Consider the following 18,368-nt stretch of genomic DNA (forward strand, 5'->3'; position numbering starts at 1 on the left):
GGACAAGGTCGGATCCCATTATGGTGCCGGTGTCCGGCGCGGCGGGGCGCCGGACACCGGCACGGTTCCGGAGCGCGGGCCGGCCGTGCCCCGGTTCGTGGCGATTCACTTGGGCGCGAAGCGCATTCCGGCGTCCAGCCGCAGGCATTGGCCGTTGAGCATGCCGTTCTCGACAATGGCTGCGGCCAGCTTCGCGTACTCCTCCGGGCGGCCCATCCGCTTGGGGAAAGCATTGCCGGCGACCAGCGGGGTGACCATCTCCTCCGGCACTCCGGCGAGGATGCCGGTATCGAAGAGCGACGGCGCGATGGCCAGCACCCGGACACCGACCGAGCCGAGGTCGCGTGCCATGGTCAACGCCATTCCGGCGATACCGGCCTTGGCGGCGGTGTAGGCGACCTGCCCGATCTGGCCCTCGAAGGCGGCGATGGAGGCGGTATTGATGATGACGCCGCGTTCGCCGTCGGCATCGGGTTCGCCCTGGCTCATATGCCAGGCCTGCAACCGGTTGAGATTGAAGGTGGCGATCAGGTTCAGATTGATGATCTGGGTGAACGATTCCAGATCGTGCGGCCCTGTCTTGGACAGAGTGCGTTTGGCGATCCCGCCGCCGGCGGTGTTGACGGCGATATCGAGGCCGCCCAGCTCGGCCACCGCGTCGGCCAGTACGGTTTCGATTCCCGCATGGTCGGTGACATCGGCCTCGAAGAAGGAACCACCGAGATCGGCCGCGACCTTGTTGCCCTCACTCGCGGTCCGGTCGATGATCACGACCTCGGCCCCGCGCGCGGCCAGGAGTTCGGCGCTGGCCCGTCCCATCCCGGAGGCGCCGCCGACGACGACTGCACGTGTTCCCTGAATCTCCATGGTCCCTGTCTTTCTCGGTGTGATGCCCGGTCGTCGCACGCCGAACGTATACCGGCCTACGTTATAGCGGCGGGGCGCGGCCGGGCCACGGTTTTCGTAGAAGTGTCGGTGATAGTGCCGGTCGGGCGCTCGGGGCAGACCGAGCCGGTCCACCGCGACGGATCCCGCATCAGTCCGACAGTCATTCGGGCCGGCCGGATCCGCGCGGCACCAGGACTGTGCGGTAGAGCCCCGGGGTCTGCGACATCCAGACCTGCTCGTCACGCCCTGATAGTGGCCCATCGGGATATCGGCGGCGAAGGTATCGGCACCACCGGATCGGCGCTGCGGAAGGTGATCGTGCCGCGGTCTCGCTGCTGTGTACCGATACCGGCGAGCAGTTCGCCGAGCTCGGCGTGCGAATCGAAGGTGTCGTCGGTGGCGGATGCGGCCAGCGCCACGGTCAGGCGGTCGGTGAATGTCATCGGTATGCCCCAGCGAGTCGAGCAGTGGCGGCGAGAGGGTATCGGTTTTCGCGCGCAGGTACTCACGGTCTTGACAACCTGGTCGACGCGGTTGTTGGCCGAGCCGCCGGTGCGTCGGGGAAATTGGCCAGGCGAATCGGCTGCTCGGCGTAGTGGTCAGCCGTCCTCGACGACACAACGAGCCAGCCGTAACCGGCCCCACTCCGACGATGGGGGCATTACGGTGGACCACGAAGACCTCCGATGGATGGGTGCGTTCCTGGACAGCTCGCACTTCACTCGGAGGTCTTCGCCTTTGTCAGCTCGACACGCCGTCACCAACGTCCATGGTCAGTACATCTAGCCCGCCGGGTGAGGGCGGATGTCGTCAGATCGGGGTGGTGTTGTTCAGTCGGTGGCGGGGTCGAGAAGTTCGAAGACGGGGTGCCGCTCGGCCTCGGCGACGAAGTGTTCGACGGGATCATCGCGGGTAGCCGCGAAGTACTTTCGTGTCGCGGACGCGATCTGGATGTAGCGCTGCAGCACGGGCCCGGCTTCGACGTCGGAGACCTCGCGGAGGAGGTAGTCGCTGCCGGTTCGGCGCCGGACAAGCCGCACCCGCCCGGCGGCTCGGGCATTGTGGACCCAGCCGACCGCGCCGTACGGAGCGACAAGCCATCGCCGGTCGTCGTGCTCGACGATCAGCACCGGATTGTGTCGCAGCAGGCCGGTGCGTCGACCGCGGGTGGTGAGTACGTAGGAGTGCGGCACCACACCGGCCCGGGTCAGGGCGGTCATCACGGTGTTCTCGATCCGGTGCAGCCGACCCGGAGTGTACTGCCGGGCGGGACTCGATTCAGCAGAATTGGACATGGACATCTTCACTGCGCACGACTCCCAGCCTAGCCGAACCGGCCACAATGCGTGCGTGGCGATCTCGCCGATCCTAGGTGCCGACCTGGAGGTTCTGCGCGGCGAGTCCGACGGTCGCCGGTCCGGAGGCGACCAGCATCCGCTGAAACGCCTTCTGCTCCCGTATACCCCGCGCTTCGGCACGTGCCCGCGCGCCCGGGCTGATCCGGGCGGCCGCGCTGCGGAAGAGATTGACCGGCAACCGCAGCATCGGATACCACGGGGGCATATACGGCCACAGTCCGAGCTTGCGCATGGCGGCGGGGCCCAGGTACATGGTGGCGATCGAAAGGTGCTGTGCGCGGGCGATTCTGCCGCGCAGCCACGGCAGGTTGGGGTAGTTCCAGGTGAGCGGGTCGTTCGCCATCGGCAGCGCGAGCCGGCGGGTGGTCTCGTCCGGGTTGGTGATGGCGGTCATGCAGTGGTAGAGGATCCGCACACTGTCGCGGAATCCGGTGGGTAGCCATTCGTCGGCGACGCCCATGAGCCACCCCACGTAGCGCGCGAGATGAGCGGCCGCTTCCCGGTCCGCCCGCGACGGCAGGATGCCCATCGCCATCCCGCCGATGAACGGTGCGATAAGGGCGCCGACCAGCGTGGCCGCCATATCCGTCTGATTGATCGGTAGTCCCCAGGCGTCGCCGTCCCAGTCCGGCATGGCGCCCACGTGCCGGCGGACCAGTGAATGGACGAAGCGGACGTGCAGGGTCGAACGGTAGCCGGGACCGAACGTCTCCATTCCGTTCTGGACGTCCAGCGCCCACTGCATGGTTTCGGCGAACCGCTGCGCGGGACCCTTCTCCAGGGCTCCGGTGCGCAGCAGGGTCTTGTTGAAGCCCGAGGCGAGATAGCCGCCGAGGAAGGAGACATCCCGTGCCAGGTACAGCCCGTCGAATCCGCCGCGGCGCAGGACCTGTTCGCCGCGGCGCAGCGCCTGCTCGTCCAACCAGGGTGGGGGTGTCTCCACGGCGGTGAAGAATTCGCGCAGCGGGGCGGGGGCGTCCGGCACCGAATCGATACCGGCGCGCAGGGCCTGTTCGAACAGCGGCCGGGTGGCGCCCATCCCCGTTGTGATCATCCAGTCGACCAGCGAATCCATCGGTTCGTCCCCGACCAGCAGGGAGGTGCCCATGGCGTCCCACTGCTCGGCGTCGGGCGCGCCGATACCCATCAGCAGGGCGAACGGTCGCAGTCCTGGGACCCGGACCGGAGCGGCGGGGTGTCGGGTGGGAATCGCGGCACCCGTGTTGTCGGAACCCATGAAACGAATGTATGGACTGTGTTACATTGTGTCAATCATGGGATTCGCAAGGCCCGGGAGAAGCAGATGAACGATGCCCGTCGATAGTCGTGATCGGAGGCGGGCTCGCCGGCCTGGCCGCCGCGGTATGGCTGGCCGAGGCTGGGAAACAGGTGACTCTGCTCGATCGGCTATCCGACCATCGATCTGGACATGCTGTACATCACCGGCGCCGAGCGGGCCTTCGCTCGATACGGTGTCGATGTCTGGTTCCGGGCGGTGGCCCGCCGGATCCTGGTCGCCGACGGTCTGGTGTGCCGCCGCGGCCGATCGTCACCGCTGAGTACGGGGAATCCGGTCGCGCGGCGATCCGCACGGCGGTCGCGCCGCCGGTCGGGAACCGGTTCGGGGCCGGTACGGACGCGCCGGTACGCCCGGCCGGGCCGGCATTGCGCCGACCTCGGAGCCGGGGCCGCGGTGCCTAGGATCGACGAGTAATACGGGGCCGACAAGGAGCTACGACCGTGGTGAAGATTTCCCGGACCACTCAGGTGTCCGACAGTATCGTGGTGGACATCGATCCGGCGACTGCCTACGACGCGGTGACCGATGTGACGCAGATGGGCAGGTGGAGTCCGGAGAACACCGGGGCCGTGGTCCCGGAGCCGGGCCGGCCCGTCTACCCCGGAATGGAGTTCATCGGCGCGAATCGGCGCGGCGCCATGCGCTGGCACACCGGATGCACGGTGGTGGTCGCCGAGCGGCCGGGCCGCTTCGTCTTCGAGGTCCGTCGGTGGGGAGTGTGGAAGCCGTTGCTGCCGGTGGCTGTGGCCACCTGGGAGTACCGGTTCGAAGAAGTGGCCGGCGGCACCCGGATCACCGAGACCTGGTACGACGACCGCGCCGGCTGGCCGGATACGCCCGCCCTGTGGTTCGACCGGATCGCCACCGGGAAGCGAGGCTTCGCCGAATTCCAGAAGGGCAATATCCGGCGGACCCTGGAACGGATGAAGGCCGAACTCGAGACCGGCCGCGAATTCTGAACCCGCCTCACCTGCGAGGAACGGGGCCACAGGGTTGCCGTAATCCAGCTCCGATCAGTGCGTTGATAAGCCCGATCGTTATCAGGACGCAGGGTTCGGCCGAGCATCCGATTGGTTATTGACGCTGGTCCGGACAGATGTCTACTTTTGCCCTTGTCCGCGGAGGATCTCACGGGCGCTCTGCTTGTCGGCTGTCCCGGCCGTCGCGTTCCGGGACGGGGCACGGCGCGGTGGTCTGCCGCGCCGGGACGCCGCGGCCGCCGGTTTGCCGGTGTCCGAGATCCCGATGCCCATCGATTGGGATTTCGCCCTCGCCGAGACCCGCGGGGAGATGAAGGCCGCATCCAGTTCGGCCCGGTCCACCCGGATCGGGTTGTGCGGATCGCTCCGCGGCGAGTAGAACGGGTTCTAGTCCAGAGCTCCCGTAGAGACCGTGCCCCTCGACCGGAATGAGAACCGTGCCTGTAGCGCTGACCGCCGACCAGGCGGCACTGGCCGAAACCGTGACCGGATTCGCCGACCGCCGCGCCGGTCGCGGATACCTCCGCGAGAACACCGAACGCCTGAAAGCGGGTGTCCGGCCAGATTTCTGGCCCGACCTGGTGGCACTCGGCCTGGCCGGCGTTCATCTGCCGGAATCGATCGGCGGCCAGGGCGGCACCCTCGACGATCTGGCGGTGGTGCTCGCCGAGTCCGGGCGGGCGCTGCTGCCGGGTCCGCTGCTGCCCACCGTGGTCGCGAGCGCGGTCCTCGCCGCCGCGGCGGGGGAGGACCGCGTCGAGGTCCTGCTGCGGAAGTTCGCCGCCGGGGCGACCGGCGCGGTAGTCGCGCCCGAGCACGCGATTACGATGGCGGGCGGCTCCGGCGATGCCGTACTGCTGAACGGCGCGACCGGGCCGGTGCTGGGTGCCGCCTCGGCCGAACTGTTCGTGGTGGCCGCGGCGTCCGGGACGGAGATCCGATGGTTCGTCGTCGACCGGACGGCCGTGGGACTCGAGGTCGAGGTGCAAGACGGAGCCGACCTGGGCCGCGATATCGGGAGTATCCGGTTCACCTCGGTCGCCGTCGAGGCGCCGGTCGCACTCGATACCGAGCGGGCCGTCGCGGTCGCCGTGGCACTATCGGCCGTGGAGGCCGCGGGGGTGATCCGCTGGTGTTCGGACACCGCCACCGCCTATGTCACCTCGCGTACCCAGTTCGGCCGGCCGATCGGCGCCTTCCAGGCGGTACAGCACCGCACCGCGCAACTACGGATCACCAGCGAACTCGCCACCGCGGCGGCCTGGGACGCGATTCGCGGCCTGGACGACGACGCAGGACAGCGGACGCACGCGGTCGCCGGGGCGGCGCTCAGCACTCTCGGCAACGCGGTACACGCGGCCGTGGAATGTCTCGGCCTACACGGCGCGATCGGGTTCACCTGGGAGCACGATCTGCATCTCTACTGGCGGCGGGCCATCGCGCTGGCCGCGCTGGCCGGACCGGTGGAATCGTGGGAGCGGCGGCTGGGCGAGGCGGCCCTGCACGGTCCGCGTACCTTCACCGTGCCCCTGCCCGAGACGGATTCGTCTTTTCGGGAACAGGTTTCGGAGATCCTGGACCGGGCAGCGGAACTGGACAACCCGGGTCCGTCGAAAATCGGCGACAGCGATGCGGTGAACCCCGGCCCGCGCCGGACGCTGCTGGCCGACAAAGGCCTGGTTTCGCCGCCGATGCCGCGGCCCTACGGGATCGAGGCCGGGCCCCTCGAACAGCTGATCCTGCAGGACGAGTACGACCGCCACGGGATCGCCCAGCCCTCCATGGGAATCGGGCAGTGGGTGGTACCAATCGTGCTGCACCGAGGCACACCCGAACAACTGGACCGGTTGGCGGCTCCCGCGCTGCGCGGCGAAGAGATCTGGTGCCAGCTGTTCAGCGAACCGGAGGCCGGATCCGACGTCGCCTCCCTGAGCCTACGGGCCACCCGGGTCGAGGGCGGATGGGAGCTGAACGGGCAGAAGATCTGGACCACGCTGGCCCATCGTGCCGACTGGGGGTTGCTGCTGGGCCGCACCGACCCGGACGCCGAACGGCACCGCGGGCTCACCATGTTCCTGGTCGATATGCACGGCACCGGGGTGACGGTCCGCCCGATCACCCAGTCCAGCGGCGATGCCGAGTTCAACGAGGTCTTCTTCGACAACGCCTTCGTGCCCGATTCGATGGTCCTGGGCGAGCCGGGGCAGGGCTGGACGCTGACCCTGGAGACGCTGGCGCAGGAACGGCTTTTCATCGGCGGTGTCCGCGATCCCGGCCACAACAAGCGGATCAGGGAGATCATCGAGCGCGAGGAGTACGCCGGCAGCCGGGACGACGCGCTGCGCACGCTCGGTCGTATCAGTGCGCGGGGCGCGGCAGTCTCGGCGTTGAATCTGCGCGAGACGATCCGGCGGCTGGACGGTCAGCCGATCGGCCCCGCGACGAGTGTCGCCAAAGCGGCGGCTTCCATGCTGCACACCGACGCCGCGGCGGCTGCCCTCAACCTGATCGGCCCGGCCGGAGCCCTCGGTGAAGCGGTCTCCGAACCGGTGCATCACGAACTGGATATTCCCACCTGGATCATCGGCGGCGGGACGCTGGAGATCCAGCTCAACACCATCGCGACGCTGGTGCTCGGGTTACCTCGCAAATAACGCGCGGACCGCCCGGCCCGGTGTGCCCGGGACCCCGGATCGACCCATAACCGAGGGCGGGCACCCCTGTTACCCCGTCGGTAGCGTGACCGAGCGACTACCCGCGATCCTGCGCGCCGGCCTGCGCCTACCCGTTATCGCCGCTCCCATGTTCATCGTGTCCGGTTCCGAACTGGTCCTCGCCCAGTCGAAGGCGGGGACCGTCGGCTCTTTCCCGGCGCTCATAACGCGTAGTACCGACAAGCTGCGGAAATGGCTCACCCGGATCGCGGGTGAGTTGGCCCCGACGCCGGGGGCGGCACCGCCCTGGGGTTCCTGAACTCCGGTGCGGCCAAGGCGTGGCGCGATATCTGGGGCGCGGGGCACGGTATCGGCGCAGTGACCGAGATCGGTCCCACCGCGGCCGTGGTCGACCGGCTCGCCGCGGAGTACGACCGGGCGCGGGCGCCGCGCTGGGCTGATCGACCTCAGCTCAGCGGGTGCGCGCGGAAGAAGTCCCAGATGAGCGCGGTGGCGCTGATGGACTCGGTGTCGGTGTCGGTGCCGGCCAGGGCCGCTGGGAAGATGTCCGATGGGGTGCCGAACCAGAGGTGACCGCCTCCGATCACCGACCACAGCTGGACCTCGGCCCCCGCCGGGCACGGATAAGCCGATAGGACCACATTGCCGGTGACCTGCTGCTCGACCGGCTCGGCCGCACATCCGTTGCGCCGGGCCCAGGCGGCGGCACTCTCCGGAATCGAATGCGGGCCAGGGCCTTCCACTTCCGGTCCCCGATGCGCGGGATCGGCCGAACCGGATCCGTCCGGCGACGGGAGCAGTCGCGCGTTGGGGCCGGTGCCGCCCTCGTAGGCGACGATGGGGTCCGCGGTGCCGTGCAGGTGATCACCGGGACCGGCCGGGCGGGTGTGCACCAGTCGAAATCGGTCAGCTCCGCCACCGGGGTGATGGCGGCGAGCCGATCGGCCAGCTGGCAGCCCAGTGACGAGGTGGTGAAACCGCCCATGGACAGCCCGGTGGCGTAGATCCGCCGGGTGTCCACGCACAGTGTGGATTCCACCTCGGTGAGCAGATCCGCCAGATAGCCGATATCGGCCGACCCGGGTCCGAAGTCCCAGCGGGGCACGCCGGGCCGCAGTAGTTGCGGGGTGAGGGTGACGAAGCCGTGGGTGCGTCCATAGGCGCCGAACTCGGTGCTTGCCGTGATTCTGGATTCACACAGTTCGGGCCCTGGACGTGCCCGCGGCGCGCCCTCCGGCCGGCGCGGGCGCGACGCGCATCGCGCCTCGTGTTTCAGCTGTTCGCGCGGGCCAGCAGCGCGTCGAGTTCCTCGGCCGTCATCAGCCCGCCGAGGTTCAGGGCGATCCGCCCGATCGGGATGGAACCGATCATTCGCGCCATATCCACCCCCGGATCGGTACCCGCCGAACTCCCGGGTTCACCGATGAGTGGCCGGAGTTTCGCGTCGAGTTCCGGTCCGGCCACTGGGTTCGCCATGACCTCGGCGAGGGTCGATTCCCGGGTGAGTGGTACCCGGATCTCGTCGCCGTCGACCCGGACGGTCGCGCGCACCGGCAGATCCCGGCTGGAACGACCGATGGACAGCAGGTATTCGCCACCTTCCACGGTCCAGCGACCGGCGGGCTCGTGCCAGCGGGCGAGTTCCCGCCGGGGTATCCGGACAGTGACCTTCTGCGCCGCAGCGGGTTCCAGCTCCACCGTCGCGAAACCGGCGAGTTCCCGCGGCGGGCGCAGTATCGACGAGGTCACCGGGCTCGTATAGACCTGGACGACTTCCCGGCCCGCGCGGGCGCCGGTGTTGGTCACTCGCACCGTCACCGTGACTCCATCCGCATCGGCTATCGCATGCGGTTCGGCGTAGGCGAAAGTGGTGTAGGTCAGTCCGTGTCCGAACGGGAAACTCACCTCGAGTTCGCGGCGGTCGTACCAGCGGTAACCGACGAAGATCCCTTCTCCGTAGCGGACATGGCCCTGTTCGCCCGGGAAATTGTCGTAGGCGGGCACATCGGCGAGCCGCAGTGGGATCGTCTCGGTCAACCGGCCCGTCGGTGCGGTGATGCCGAACAGCAGGTCGGCGACCGCGCCACCGGCCGCCTGGCCCAGTAGTGCCGCGTCCAGGATCGCGTCCGCGTCCGCGACGACGGGCGCCAGCCGCAGGACACCGCCGTGCGCCAGGACCACGACGACTCGGTCCTGCACCGCGCGGACGGCGTGCAGTAGCTCGAGCTGGTCCGCGGGCAGTTCGATATGCTCGCGATCGAAACCCTCGGATTCCTGTGCGGCCGTGAGCCCCAGGAAAAGTACGGCGACATCGCCCCGGGCAGCCGCCTCGACGGCCTCCGCGCGCAGATCCGTGGCCGCGGAATCGGACCCGGTATCGAAGCCGCGTGCGTAGGTGACCAGCGCCGATCCGGCGTGGGCGCGGATCTCGTCCAGCGCGATATCGACCCGGGTGGCGGTGACATGAGACGACCCGCCGCCCTGGTAGCGCGGTACGGTCGCGAATTCGCCCAGCACCGCGATATGCCCGCCGGGGGACAGGGGTAGCAGGTCGTGCTCGTTCTTCAACAGCACCGCGCAGCGGCTCGCGACGGTACGGGCGAGAGCATGGTGCTCGTCGGCATTCCACTCGGTCGCCGGATCGGCATGGCCGGCAGCACGGACGGCCAGGGCCGCAATACGACGCGCGGACGCTTCCAGGACCCGGGGGTCCAGCGAGCCGTCGGCGACCGCGGCGGCCACGCGCCGGTCACCGGCCGCGTCGGCGCCGGGCATTGTCAGATCCAGTCCGGCGGCGACCGCGGCGACCCGGTCGTCGACCGCGCCCCAGTCGCTCACCACCGCCCCCGTGAACCCCCACTCCTCGCGCAGGACTTCGGTGAGCAGCCAGTGGTTCTGCGCCGCGTACACGCCGTTGATCTTGTTGTAGGAGCACATCACCGTCCAGGGGGCGGCCTCCCGCACCACGTGCCCGAACGCGTGCAGATAGATCTCGCGCAGCGGGCGCGGATCGACATCCGAACTCGAGGTCATCCGTTCGTGTTCGGTATTGTTCGCCGCGAAGTGCTTCAGTGATGCGCCCACACCCTGCCGCTGGAGTCCGCGGACCCAGCCGCCGGCCAGCGCGGCGGTCAGCCGGGGATCCTCGGAGTAGTACTCGAAGTTGCGGCCGCAGCGCGGATCCCGCTTGATGTTGATCCCGGGCCCCAGCACGATGTGCACACCCGCGGCCCGGGCCTCCTGGCCGATCGCCGCCCCCACCAGGGCCGCCAGCTCCGGATCCCAGCTCTGCCCCAGCCCCACCGCGGGCGGAAAACAGGTGGCCGGAATGCTCGGGCCGATTCCGAGCGCGTCACCGGCGTGGTCCGGCTTCTGGTAGCGCAGGCCGTGCGGGCCGTCGGAGAGAGTGATCGACGGGATATCGCCGATCGGCTCGGTCGACCAGAAGTCGCGGCCACTGCCCAGCCGGGCACGCTGCTCGACCGACAGCGGGGTGACGAGGTCGTCCGGGGTGGACGCGATCGGGTCCGGCATACGACTCCTCCTGGCGGTTCGGCACTGCTGTCGAACCTAGCCGCTGGGAGTGGTGCGGTGGTGGATACGACCAGAGCGTTGCGGGGCAGGCGTCGCCGGTACCGGTGGCCGGGTCAGGAACCGACCGGGCCGTAGTCCAGGTGCAGCACGCCGTTGGCGTACACGTCGTGGCCTTTCAGCGCGAACTTCGTGGCATCGACCCCGTCGGTGAACAGTTTCTCTCCTTTGCCCAAGGCGATCGGATACACGAACAGATGCAGATCGTCGACCAGGCCGTCGGCGAGCAACGCCCGGACCAGGGTGCCGCTACCACTGATGTAGATGATTCCGTCGATCTCGTCCTTCAGCGTGCGGATCCGGTCGGGATCGTAGGCGCCCAGGGGGACGCTGTTGGCCCATTCGACCTGCGGCTCTTGTGCGCCCACGACGTACTTGACGGTGTCGTTGAAGAACGGGGCGCCCGGATCGTCGTCCACGGTGCGGGTGGACCACGCCGGTGCGAACATCTCGAAAGTGTTGCGACCGAGCAGGATCGCCTTCGCCGCGTCGGTGATCGCGGCGAGGGTTTCGCCCATCTGCGGATCGAACCCGAACTCGAAGGTGAACGACGGGTCCTCGTACGATCCGTCGAGGGAGACGAACTCGTGCACGGCGATGGTTCCCATGATGATGTCCTTCCTGACAGCGGCTCGGTGTGTGCCAGCGCTCTGCGGTGAGCCGCCGGGGTTGTCGGTCTCGTTCGGGTAGACGGGACAGCACAGGCTTTCTCATCGGCACCCGCCGATCTCGCTCCGGTGCGCATTCTCGGCAGCGGGAGGATGATGCCGGGTCGCGGGACGGATTCCTGTTCGGTGAAGATAATGCTGGGGACTTCTCACCAGCGGGGATGTTCGGCGGCGCGCCGATGGAACTCTGTTGAGAAAGTGGTGGTGTACTGGGCGCGGGACGGAGGGCGATGGTCGTCGCAAAGAGCTGGACACTCCGTCGTCCGTGGAACGCTCCGCTCCTGAATCCCTATATCGACTACGCCGAGAAGGTTCTCAAGAAACTACAGAACGCCCTGGGTGACCGTACCGCGACGAGCCTCACCGCCCAGCAGTTCGCCCGACTGGCCGGCGAGCGTCCCGGCGACAGCGAGCTCGGGGACAAATACGAGCTGTTGGATAAGCAGGTCGCGGCCTACATAGAGGACTGGAACACCCTCGACAACCAGATCGCCGAACTCGCCGCCCTGGCCGCCGACGATGCCAACGGCGTCACCGGCTACTTCGAGGACCTGCGCACCGCGATCGTCGAGATCACCGACAGCGTCCCGGACAACCCCACCACCCGGCAGCAGTTCGACGCGGTGGTCGCGATCGACAACGCCATCGGCGCCACCGTCCGCAAGGTGCAGTCCGCCCACAACGAACTGGAGAACAAATCCCTGCAGGTGCCGCAGGACCGGTCGGGAGGTACCACCGCGTCGCCGGGACGTAGTGGCTCCCCGATGAGCCCGCTGATGGGCGGCGGGTCCTCGGGTGGTGGTGCCTCCGGCCCGGGCGACGATTCCGGCTCCGGCGGCGAGATCACCGGTACCTCCGGCAGACCGACCAAGATGCCGACCGGTGATCTGGCGCAGTGGATCGATCAGGCCATCGAGATACTCCAGCAGAACGGATACAACGTCACGGACTCCGACGCTGCCATCATCGCGACGATGATCGAGAAGGAGTCCAGCGGCAATCCGAACGCGATCAACCTCTGGGACAGCAATGCGGAAGCGGGCACACCGTCCAAGGGGCTGATGCAGACCATCGATCCGACTTTCAATGCTCATGCCCTGCCCGGCCACACCGATATCTGGAATCCGGTCGACAACATCTGCGCGGGCACCGCCTACGCTATCGACCGGTACGGTTCGCTCGAGAATGTCCCCGGGATCGTCAATATGTCCCACGGCGCCGGTTACGTCGGATACTGACCGTAATTCACCGGGGGTGAGGGGATCCCGATCACCGGTGTCATTCGGAAGTCGACGACCACGCTGAAGAGCGTCGATATCCCCGCGGGTAGCGATAAGGGCACATTCACCATGGAGATGTCCGGAGGTGATGGGCACCTCGACCACGACCGACATGGCCCACGGCCTGGCCGAGGGGACGGTGGCTGGAAGGTCTGCGGCATTCTCGATCCGGGTATCGACATGGACGATTCGGGCTTCGGTCTGGGCGGCCGTTAGGATCCCGGCTCGCTACTCTCGGCGGCGCGGGGCGGTTCCACGCCGCCGAGTTACGCGGTGGCCCGTCTTCGTGGACCTGCCGTCTACCGGGGCGGCGACGGTCGCACCGCACCACGGGACGGCGTATATGAATGAAAGGCTGCGGCGCACCCCGCAGCGCCGCAGCCATGCATTCCCACACGCTGGGTCGGTCCCGAGCGGCTGTTGTGCGGTTCGTTGCCGTCGGCGGGAGATCCGGGCCGACGGTGACCGGCGATATCCGCGGTGAGGCGGCGACGCTCTCGCTCGGTGCCGAGTTCGTCGTCCACGGACCGGGATCGCGGCCCGGTGGATCCGCGGTCACCTGTGTTCGACGGCGACACAACAACGGTGCCGGCCGCGCGAAGGCGACCGGCACCGTTCTGTGTCTTCGACCCTACGGCCTCCGGCAGCCGCGATAAGAGGGGCGGATGCGACAGGAAACGCTCTGTTTGCGACACCGCGCAGGTGATCGGAGTGCGCGCCCGCTCAAAATTTCTCCGGTGATAGGGACCGTCCGGTTTTCGATCGAGCTGTCCAAACCGTATCCTCCGGGCGTGGACGTCGGAATTCTCGTGGTGGACGGTGTGGCCGATCTCGGTCTGGGCGCACTGCTCGGTACGTTCGGTACGGCCAACGCACTGCGCAAGGAGTTGCGGAATCCGCCGCCTCCTTGGAATATTCGCACGGTGTCGCAGGGCTCCTCGGTGCGTTCGGGGAGCGGAAATCTGGTGCCGACCACCCCGCTGGGGGAGATCCCGGCGCGGCTGGACACGCTGGCGGTGGCGGCGGTGGACATTCTCGAACCCGAGCCCTTGGTGGAGCTGGTCACCGATGCGGAACACACACGGGTCCTGGAGCACATCCGGGGGGCGCGGGCGGAGGGAGTGCATCTGGCCGCCGCCTGCACCGCGACCTTCTTCCTGGCCGAATCCGGGGTGCTCGACGACTCCCCGGCGACGACCAGCTGGTGGCTGGGCGCCTGTTTCCGCGGGCGCTATCCCCGGGTTCAGCTGGACGAGAGCTGCATCGTCTGTCACGGGGACGGGATCACCACCGCGGGTGCCTCGCTCTCACATATGGATATGGCGCTGTCGCTGATCTACCGGACCAGTCCGGAGCTCGCGGAACGCGCCATGCGATACCTCGCCGTGGGGCCGCGGGCCAGTCAGACGCCCTACGCGATACCCGAAGTGATGGCCCGCGGTAGTTCGCTGATCGCCGGCTACGAACGCTGGGTGCGCGACCATCTCTCGGAACAGTTCCTGATCGCCACCGCCGCGCGTGAACTCGGTGTCACCGAACGCAGCCTGCAACGCGCGACCCGCGCCGCGCTCGGGATGTCACCGAAGGATTTCGCCGACGATATCCGGCTCGACCGGGCGACTCACCTGCTACGCTCCGGCGGTCTCACCGTGGGCGCGGTCGCGCGCGAGGTCGGATACGTCAATGCCAGCGCGTTGCGTGCCCTCGCCCGCCGCCGGCGCGGCCAGTCCCTGGCCGAGATCCGCGCCCACCGCCTCCCCTGGTAGGTGCGGTCTGTCCGGTTCCGGTGGCGGCGAACGAGGTGATCCCTACACTGTCCGCATGTCTGTTCGACGGCTGACCGCCGCCTTCCTGCTCGGTGCTGCCGCGTCGCTGGGGATTTCGGCCTGCACCGCGACGGGACCGGGAGCGCGGAGCGAATGCGACGTCAGCGGCTGCACCGTGAGGTTCGAGCGGGGGGTACAGGCGAAGATCAGCGTGCTCGGTGTGGATACCGAACTCACCTCCGTACAGGGCGATCTCGTCACCCTGTCGGTGGCGGGCCGGCCGGTCACCGTGCCCATGGGAGAGTCCGGTTCGGTGCAGGGCCTGAACCTGGCGGTGCAGGAGATCACCCAGGACACGGTCGTGGTGCGGCTCGCCACCGGCCTGTGAGCTCTCCCCCGTCGTGTGAGATCAGCGGGGCTCGGGCGCCCGCCGCTCCGCCCAGTGGGGTTCGGCGCGACCGTACCCCGGCGCCGGGAACGGGTAGTCCGGGTATTCGGCCAGGGCCGGCGCCGCACTGACGACCTGTCCATGGGTGACGGTGCTCCCTGGACCGGGTACCGCCGGCGCCGCATGGTCGGGTGTGCGGCCTCGTTCCGAGAGCAACCAGGTCGCGGTGCGGGCCAGCGACACCCGCACATCCCGGCCGCGGCCGTCGCTCGCACGGGCGGCGAGCGCGTCGACGATACCGGCCGCGAGCAGGTAGCCGGAGGCGTGGTCGAGTGCCTGCGCGGGGAGCGCCCCGGGCACTGCGGACGCCCCCTCGATCACGGCGATTCCGGTGGCGGCCTGCACGATGCTGTCGAACCCACGCCGGCCCGCCCACGGCCCGGTGAACCCCCAGGCACTCACCCGGGCGTGTACGAGCCCCGGCCGTCCGGCGAGACCGAGCCTTTCCAGCGCGCCCGGGCGGTACCCGGTCACCAGAACGTCGGCCGAGTCCAGCAGCGACTCCCAGGCCGCGGAGCCCGACCGCAGGTCCAGCAGGGTCGAGTGTTTGCCCTGGCAGGTGTCGGTGTACTGCCAGGAGATCTCCGGCAGGCCCGGCGGGTCGGCCCGCAAGACTTCGGCCCCCAGCAGCGCCAGCGCCCGGGTGGCCACCGGCCCGGCGATCACCCGGGTCAGATCCAGTACTCGTACGCCTTGTAGTGGCTGATACGGAGTCCCCGGTAGCGGCGGCGTATACCGGCGCCGGTCACCGCGTTCCACCAGCGCGACCAGCGGACCGGCCCCGGCGGCAGCGGCCTGCGGTCCGGCCCGCCACTGTGCTTCGTCGCGTACCCGGACCACGATGGCGCCCCGAGCCGCGGCCAGCTCTTCCAGATCGGCGGCACGGATCATGGCCATCTGGGCCTCGGCGAGTTCCCGCGGCGCGTCGGTGGGGAGTTCGAGGGCCGACAGCAGCCGGGCGCGGTGATGCGGATAGTTGGCGTGGGTGCGTACCCAGCCGTCGAATGTGGGAAAGAAACCGGACAGGTCGGCGAACCCCTCGACGGGGGCACCGGCGATCCGCAGCAGCCGGTCACTGGCGAAGGACGCCGCGATACGTTCGGGATTCAGTCGGTGCCGGATCGGCGTGGTCGCGGTGGCCTGCCGGTACCGATCGGCGGCCGCGACGAACGCCTGGACCGATCCCGCGGCCAGCCCCCACACCGGCAGGGTGGCAGCGAGATACTGCCCGGGGTCGGGCCAGTTCACCGGGTCCGACTCACCGACATCTGCCCCGTCTTCGTAATCACGGACCAGCCGTGCGCCCACGTCCACCGCACCGAGGGTAGTGGGCCGTGGGCACGGTGAAGGCCCGGTCATCCGATGGCACAGCGATTTTCATCACACCGTCACCGGCGGGCACGGATCAGCCGGCTACCCGCGCGTTCGGACCGTGCGGATGATGGGCGCGCCACCACAGCCCGGCCCACGACACCAGGACACAGGCCGCCACCAGCAGTTGCACCTCGGCGAGCATGCTCTCCGGGTAGATCACCCCGGTCAGGTAGTGGTCGATGAACCCCTCCGGCGGCAATCCCGAGACCCCGGCGCGGTGCCGGGCCCAATTCTCCGCGTAGGTGAGCGGGCAGTCGTAGCCGACCAGCACCGTGCCGAAACCCCAGGCCGCGGCGGCCCCGTGCAACCAGATCGTGCGCGGGAACCGCCACGCCAGGAAGCCACCCGCCACCACGTAGCCGATGAACAGCAGATGCAAGGCGGCGACCATATCCGCGATCAGCCGATACCACACCCTTCCAGGGTATGTCCTCGGATGGGTTACGGCATCGGGTTCACCACGGGGAAGGCCGGTAGTCCTTCAGGAAACAGCCGTAGAGGTCCTCACCGGCTTCGCCGCGCACGATCGGGTCGTAGACCCGGGCCGCGCCGTCCACCAGGTCGAGCGGGGCGTGGAAACCCTCGTCGGCCAGCCTGATCTTCGTGTAGTGCGGTCGTTCGTCGGTGATCCAGCCGGTGTCCACCGCGGTCATCAGGATACCGTCGGTTTCGAGCATCTCTTTCGCGCTGGTCCGGGTCAGCATGTTCAGCGCCGCCTTGGCCATATTGGTGTGCGGATGCCCCGGCCCCTTGTAGCCGCGGGAGAACTGACCCTCCATCGCCGAGACGTTCACCACGTACTTCCGGCGGGCGGACGCCGCGGCCAGCGCGGGCCGCAACCGGGAGACCAGGATGAATGGGGCGACCGAATTGCACAGCTGGACCTCCAGCAGTTCGGTGGGGTCCACTTCGCCCACTGTGTGCACCCAGCTGTTGCTGTGGGCGAGGTCGGGTACCAGGCCGCCGGCATCGATCGCCACCCCGCGGGCGATGCGGTCAGGGGTGGCCGACCCCGCCACCAGCGCGAGTTCGGCCACATCGGCGCCGGACAGGGTGGGGGCCAGCGAGGCGGTCAGCGCGGTCGGATGGGCGCGGGTGGTCTGTCCGAAGGTCACCTTCTCGGGCAAACGGCCGGCGGGCAGCGGCCCGTCTTCGGCGGCGGCCAGGGCACTGTAGGCACCGGGGGAGCGGCGTACGGTCTGCGCGGCATTGTTGATCAGGACATCGAGCGGTCCCTGAGCCGCGACATCGTCGGCGAGGGCCACCACCTGGGCGGGATCCCGCAGGTCGATACCGACGATGCGCAGCCGGTGCAGCCAGTCGGCGCTGTCGGCCTGGGCGGCGAAGCGGCGGATCGCGTCGTTGGGAAAGCGGGTGGTGATGGTCGTGTGCGCGCCGTCGCGCAGCAGCCGCAGCGCGATGTACATGCCGATCTTGGCGCGTCCGCCGGTGAGTAGCGCGCGACGGCCGGTCAGATCGGTGCGGGCCTCGCGGCGGTCGTGGCTCATGGCCGCGCAGTCCGGGCACAGCTGGTGGTAGAACGCGTCGACGCGGGTGTACTTCTCCTTGCAGATGTAGCAGCCGCGGGGGCGCAGGAGGGTGCCGGCCGACGCACCGGTGGTACTGGAGCTGATCGGGATACCGGCGGTCTCGTCATCGATGCGGTTCGGTGAACCGGTGGCGGTGGCGGCGACCACCGCGCGGTCCGCCGCGAGTTTCGCCTGCCGGGCGGCGAGGCGGCGCTGTCGTTTGAGCTCCTTGAACATCCGGCCGACCGCGCGCTGCACGGTGGCCGAATCCGGATGGCCGGGATCCAGCTGTCCTGCCTGGTCGAGAACGCGCAAACAGGTGGCGAGGTCTTTCGGGTCGATACTGGGCGCGGCCATCGGTGCGGAAGAAGTCCTTCGTGAGCTGGGAAAGCGTGCGCACCATTGTGGCAAAACGGTCGTGGTGAGACCGGAGCCGGGCCGCCGCGACCGTCCGGGCACCTGCTCCGGAGGCGTCGTCAGCCATGGGAACGCGCCTCGTTGACATCGCGCC

The 18,368-nt window shown here is 68.8% G+C and carries 18 protein-coding genes; 8 read left to right on the forward strand and 10 right to left on the reverse strand.

From position 1 onward, the window contains the following. Positions 1 to 105 precede the first annotated feature (105 nt). From NGR01S_RS02110 to NGR01S_RS02125, 4 genes are all read right to left on the reverse strand, one after another. Positions 106 to 867, reverse strand: a complete 762-nt coding sequence (locus NGR01S_RS02110) for an SDR family NAD(P)-dependent oxidoreductase (RefSeq protein ID WP_063034443.1) — start codon at positions 865 to 867, stop codon at positions 106 to 108. Positions 868 to 1,127: 260 nt separating this feature from the next. Beyond that, positions 1,128 to 1,331: a hypothetical protein gene (locus NGR01S_RS02115; RefSeq protein WP_063034444.1), complete on the reverse strand. Its 204-nt coding sequence runs from the start codon at positions 1,329 to 1,331 to the stop codon at positions 1,128 to 1,130. Between the two features lie 387 nt (positions 1,332 to 1,718). Beyond that, complete coding sequence (locus tag NGR01S_RS02120; RefSeq protein ID WP_063034445.1) at positions 1,719 to 2,183, reverse strand: nitroreductase family deazaflavin-dependent oxidoreductase; 465 nt, start codon at positions 2,181 to 2,183, stop codon at positions 1,719 to 1,721. A 73-nt stretch (positions 2,184 to 2,256) separates the two neighbouring features. After that, entirely contained in the window at positions 2,257 to 3,483 is a 1,227-nt protein-coding gene (locus tag NGR01S_RS02125; RefSeq protein ID WP_063034446.1) for an oxygenase MpaB family protein, read from the reverse strand. Between the two features lie 11 nt (positions 3,484 to 3,494). On the opposite strand from NGR01S_RS02125, the gene NGR01S_RS32780 reads away from it, so the two are divergent. From NGR01S_RS32780 to NGR01S_RS32155, 5 genes are all read left to right on the forward strand, one after another. Further along, positions 3,495 to 3,947, forward strand: a complete 453-nt coding sequence (locus tag NGR01S_RS32780; RefSeq protein ID WP_281179690.1) for an FAD-dependent oxidoreductase — start codon at positions 3,495 to 3,497, stop codon at positions 3,945 to 3,947. A 39-nt stretch (positions 3,948 to 3,986) separates the two neighbouring features. After that, positions 3,987 to 4,505: an SRPBCC family protein gene (locus NGR01S_RS02135; protein WP_307718752.1), complete on the forward strand. Its 519-nt coding sequence runs from the start codon at positions 3,987 to 3,989 to the stop codon at positions 4,503 to 4,505. Positions 4,506 to 4,689: 184 nt separating this feature from the next. Further along, a complete protein-coding gene (locus tag NGR01S_RS02140) occupies positions 4,690 to 4,905 on the forward strand; it encodes a hypothetical protein (protein ID WP_063034448.1) in 216 nt (71 codons plus the stop codon). Between the two features lie 49 nt (positions 4,906 to 4,954). Beyond that, a complete protein-coding gene (locus tag NGR01S_RS02145) occupies positions 4,955 to 7,180 on the forward strand; it encodes an acyl-CoA dehydrogenase family protein (protein ID WP_063034449.1) in 2,226 nt (741 codons plus the stop codon). 85 nt (positions 7,181 to 7,265) lie between these two features. Further along, complete coding sequence (locus tag NGR01S_RS32155; RefSeq protein WP_063034450.1) at positions 7,266 to 7,499, forward strand: hypothetical protein; 234 nt, start codon at positions 7,266 to 7,268, stop codon at positions 7,497 to 7,499. 148 nt (positions 7,500 to 7,647) lie between these two features. Here NGR01S_RS32155 and NGR01S_RS02155 read toward each other — a convergent pair whose 3' ends face one another. From NGR01S_RS02155 to NGR01S_RS02165, 3 genes are all read right to left on the reverse strand, one after another. After that, a complete protein-coding gene (locus NGR01S_RS02155; RefSeq protein WP_063034451.1) occupies positions 7,648 to 8,094 on the reverse strand; it encodes an alpha/beta hydrolase family protein in 447 nt (148 codons plus the stop codon). Positions 8,095 to 8,473: 379 nt separating this feature from the next. Next, a complete protein-coding gene (locus NGR01S_RS02160) occupies positions 8,474 to 10,735 on the reverse strand; it encodes a glycoside hydrolase family 3 C-terminal domain-containing protein (protein WP_063034452.1) in 2,262 nt (753 codons plus the stop codon). A gap of 113 nt (positions 10,736 to 10,848) precedes the next feature. After that, positions 10,849 to 11,400, reverse strand: coding sequence for a dihydrofolate reductase family protein (locus tag NGR01S_RS02165; RefSeq protein WP_063034453.1), 552 nt, complete (start codon positions 11,398 to 11,400; stop codon positions 10,849 to 10,851). Positions 11,401 to 11,690: 290 nt separating this feature from the next. Here NGR01S_RS02165 and NGR01S_RS32160 point away from each other — a divergent pair, with 290 nt between their 5' ends. The 3 genes from NGR01S_RS32160 to NGR01S_RS02185 all read left to right on the forward strand — a co-directional run bounded on the left by NGR01S_RS32160 (position 11,691) and on the right by NGR01S_RS02185 (position 14,894). Beyond that, positions 11,691 to 12,698, forward strand: coding sequence for a transglycosylase SLT domain-containing protein (locus NGR01S_RS32160; RefSeq protein WP_063034454.1), 1,008 nt, complete (start codon positions 11,691 to 11,693; stop codon positions 12,696 to 12,698). An 833-nt stretch (positions 12,699 to 13,531) separates the two neighbouring features. Beyond that, positions 13,532 to 14,506 (forward strand): GlxA family transcriptional regulator, encoded by a 975-nt coding sequence (locus NGR01S_RS02180; RefSeq protein WP_063034502.1) that lies wholly within the window; start codon positions 13,532 to 13,534, stop codon positions 14,504 to 14,506. 55 nt (positions 14,507 to 14,561) lie between these two features. Then, positions 14,562 to 14,894 (forward strand): hypothetical protein, encoded by a 333-nt coding sequence (locus NGR01S_RS02185; protein ID WP_063034456.1) that lies wholly within the window; start codon positions 14,562 to 14,564, stop codon positions 14,892 to 14,894. Between the two features lie 21 nt (positions 14,895 to 14,915). Here NGR01S_RS02185 and NGR01S_RS02190 read toward each other — a convergent pair whose 3' ends face one another. From NGR01S_RS02190 to NGR01S_RS02200, 3 genes are all read right to left on the reverse strand, one after another. Further along, a complete protein-coding gene (locus NGR01S_RS02190) occupies positions 14,916 to 16,268 on the reverse strand; it encodes a CoA transferase (RefSeq protein ID WP_373861377.1) in 1,353 nt (450 codons plus the stop codon). Between the two features lie 91 nt (positions 16,269 to 16,359). Beyond that, positions 16,360 to 16,743 carry a DUF2784 domain-containing protein gene (locus tag NGR01S_RS02195; RefSeq protein ID WP_063034457.1) on the reverse strand — a complete coding sequence of 128 codons (384 nt, stop codon included), beginning with the start codon at positions 16,741 to 16,743 and terminating at the stop codon, positions 16,360 to 16,362. Positions 16,744 to 16,783: 40 nt separating this feature from the next. After that, entirely contained in the window at positions 16,784 to 18,214 is a 1,431-nt protein-coding gene (locus tag NGR01S_RS02200; RefSeq protein WP_063034458.1) for an SDR family NAD(P)-dependent oxidoreductase, read from the reverse strand. Positions 18,215 to 18,368: the final 154 nt, after the last annotated feature.

The sequence above is a fragment of the Nocardia grenadensis NBRC 108939 genome, assembly GCF_001613445.1.
Classification (GTDB): Bacteria; Actinomycetota; Actinomycetes; order Mycobacteriales; family Mycobacteriaceae; genus Nocardia; species Nocardia grenadensis.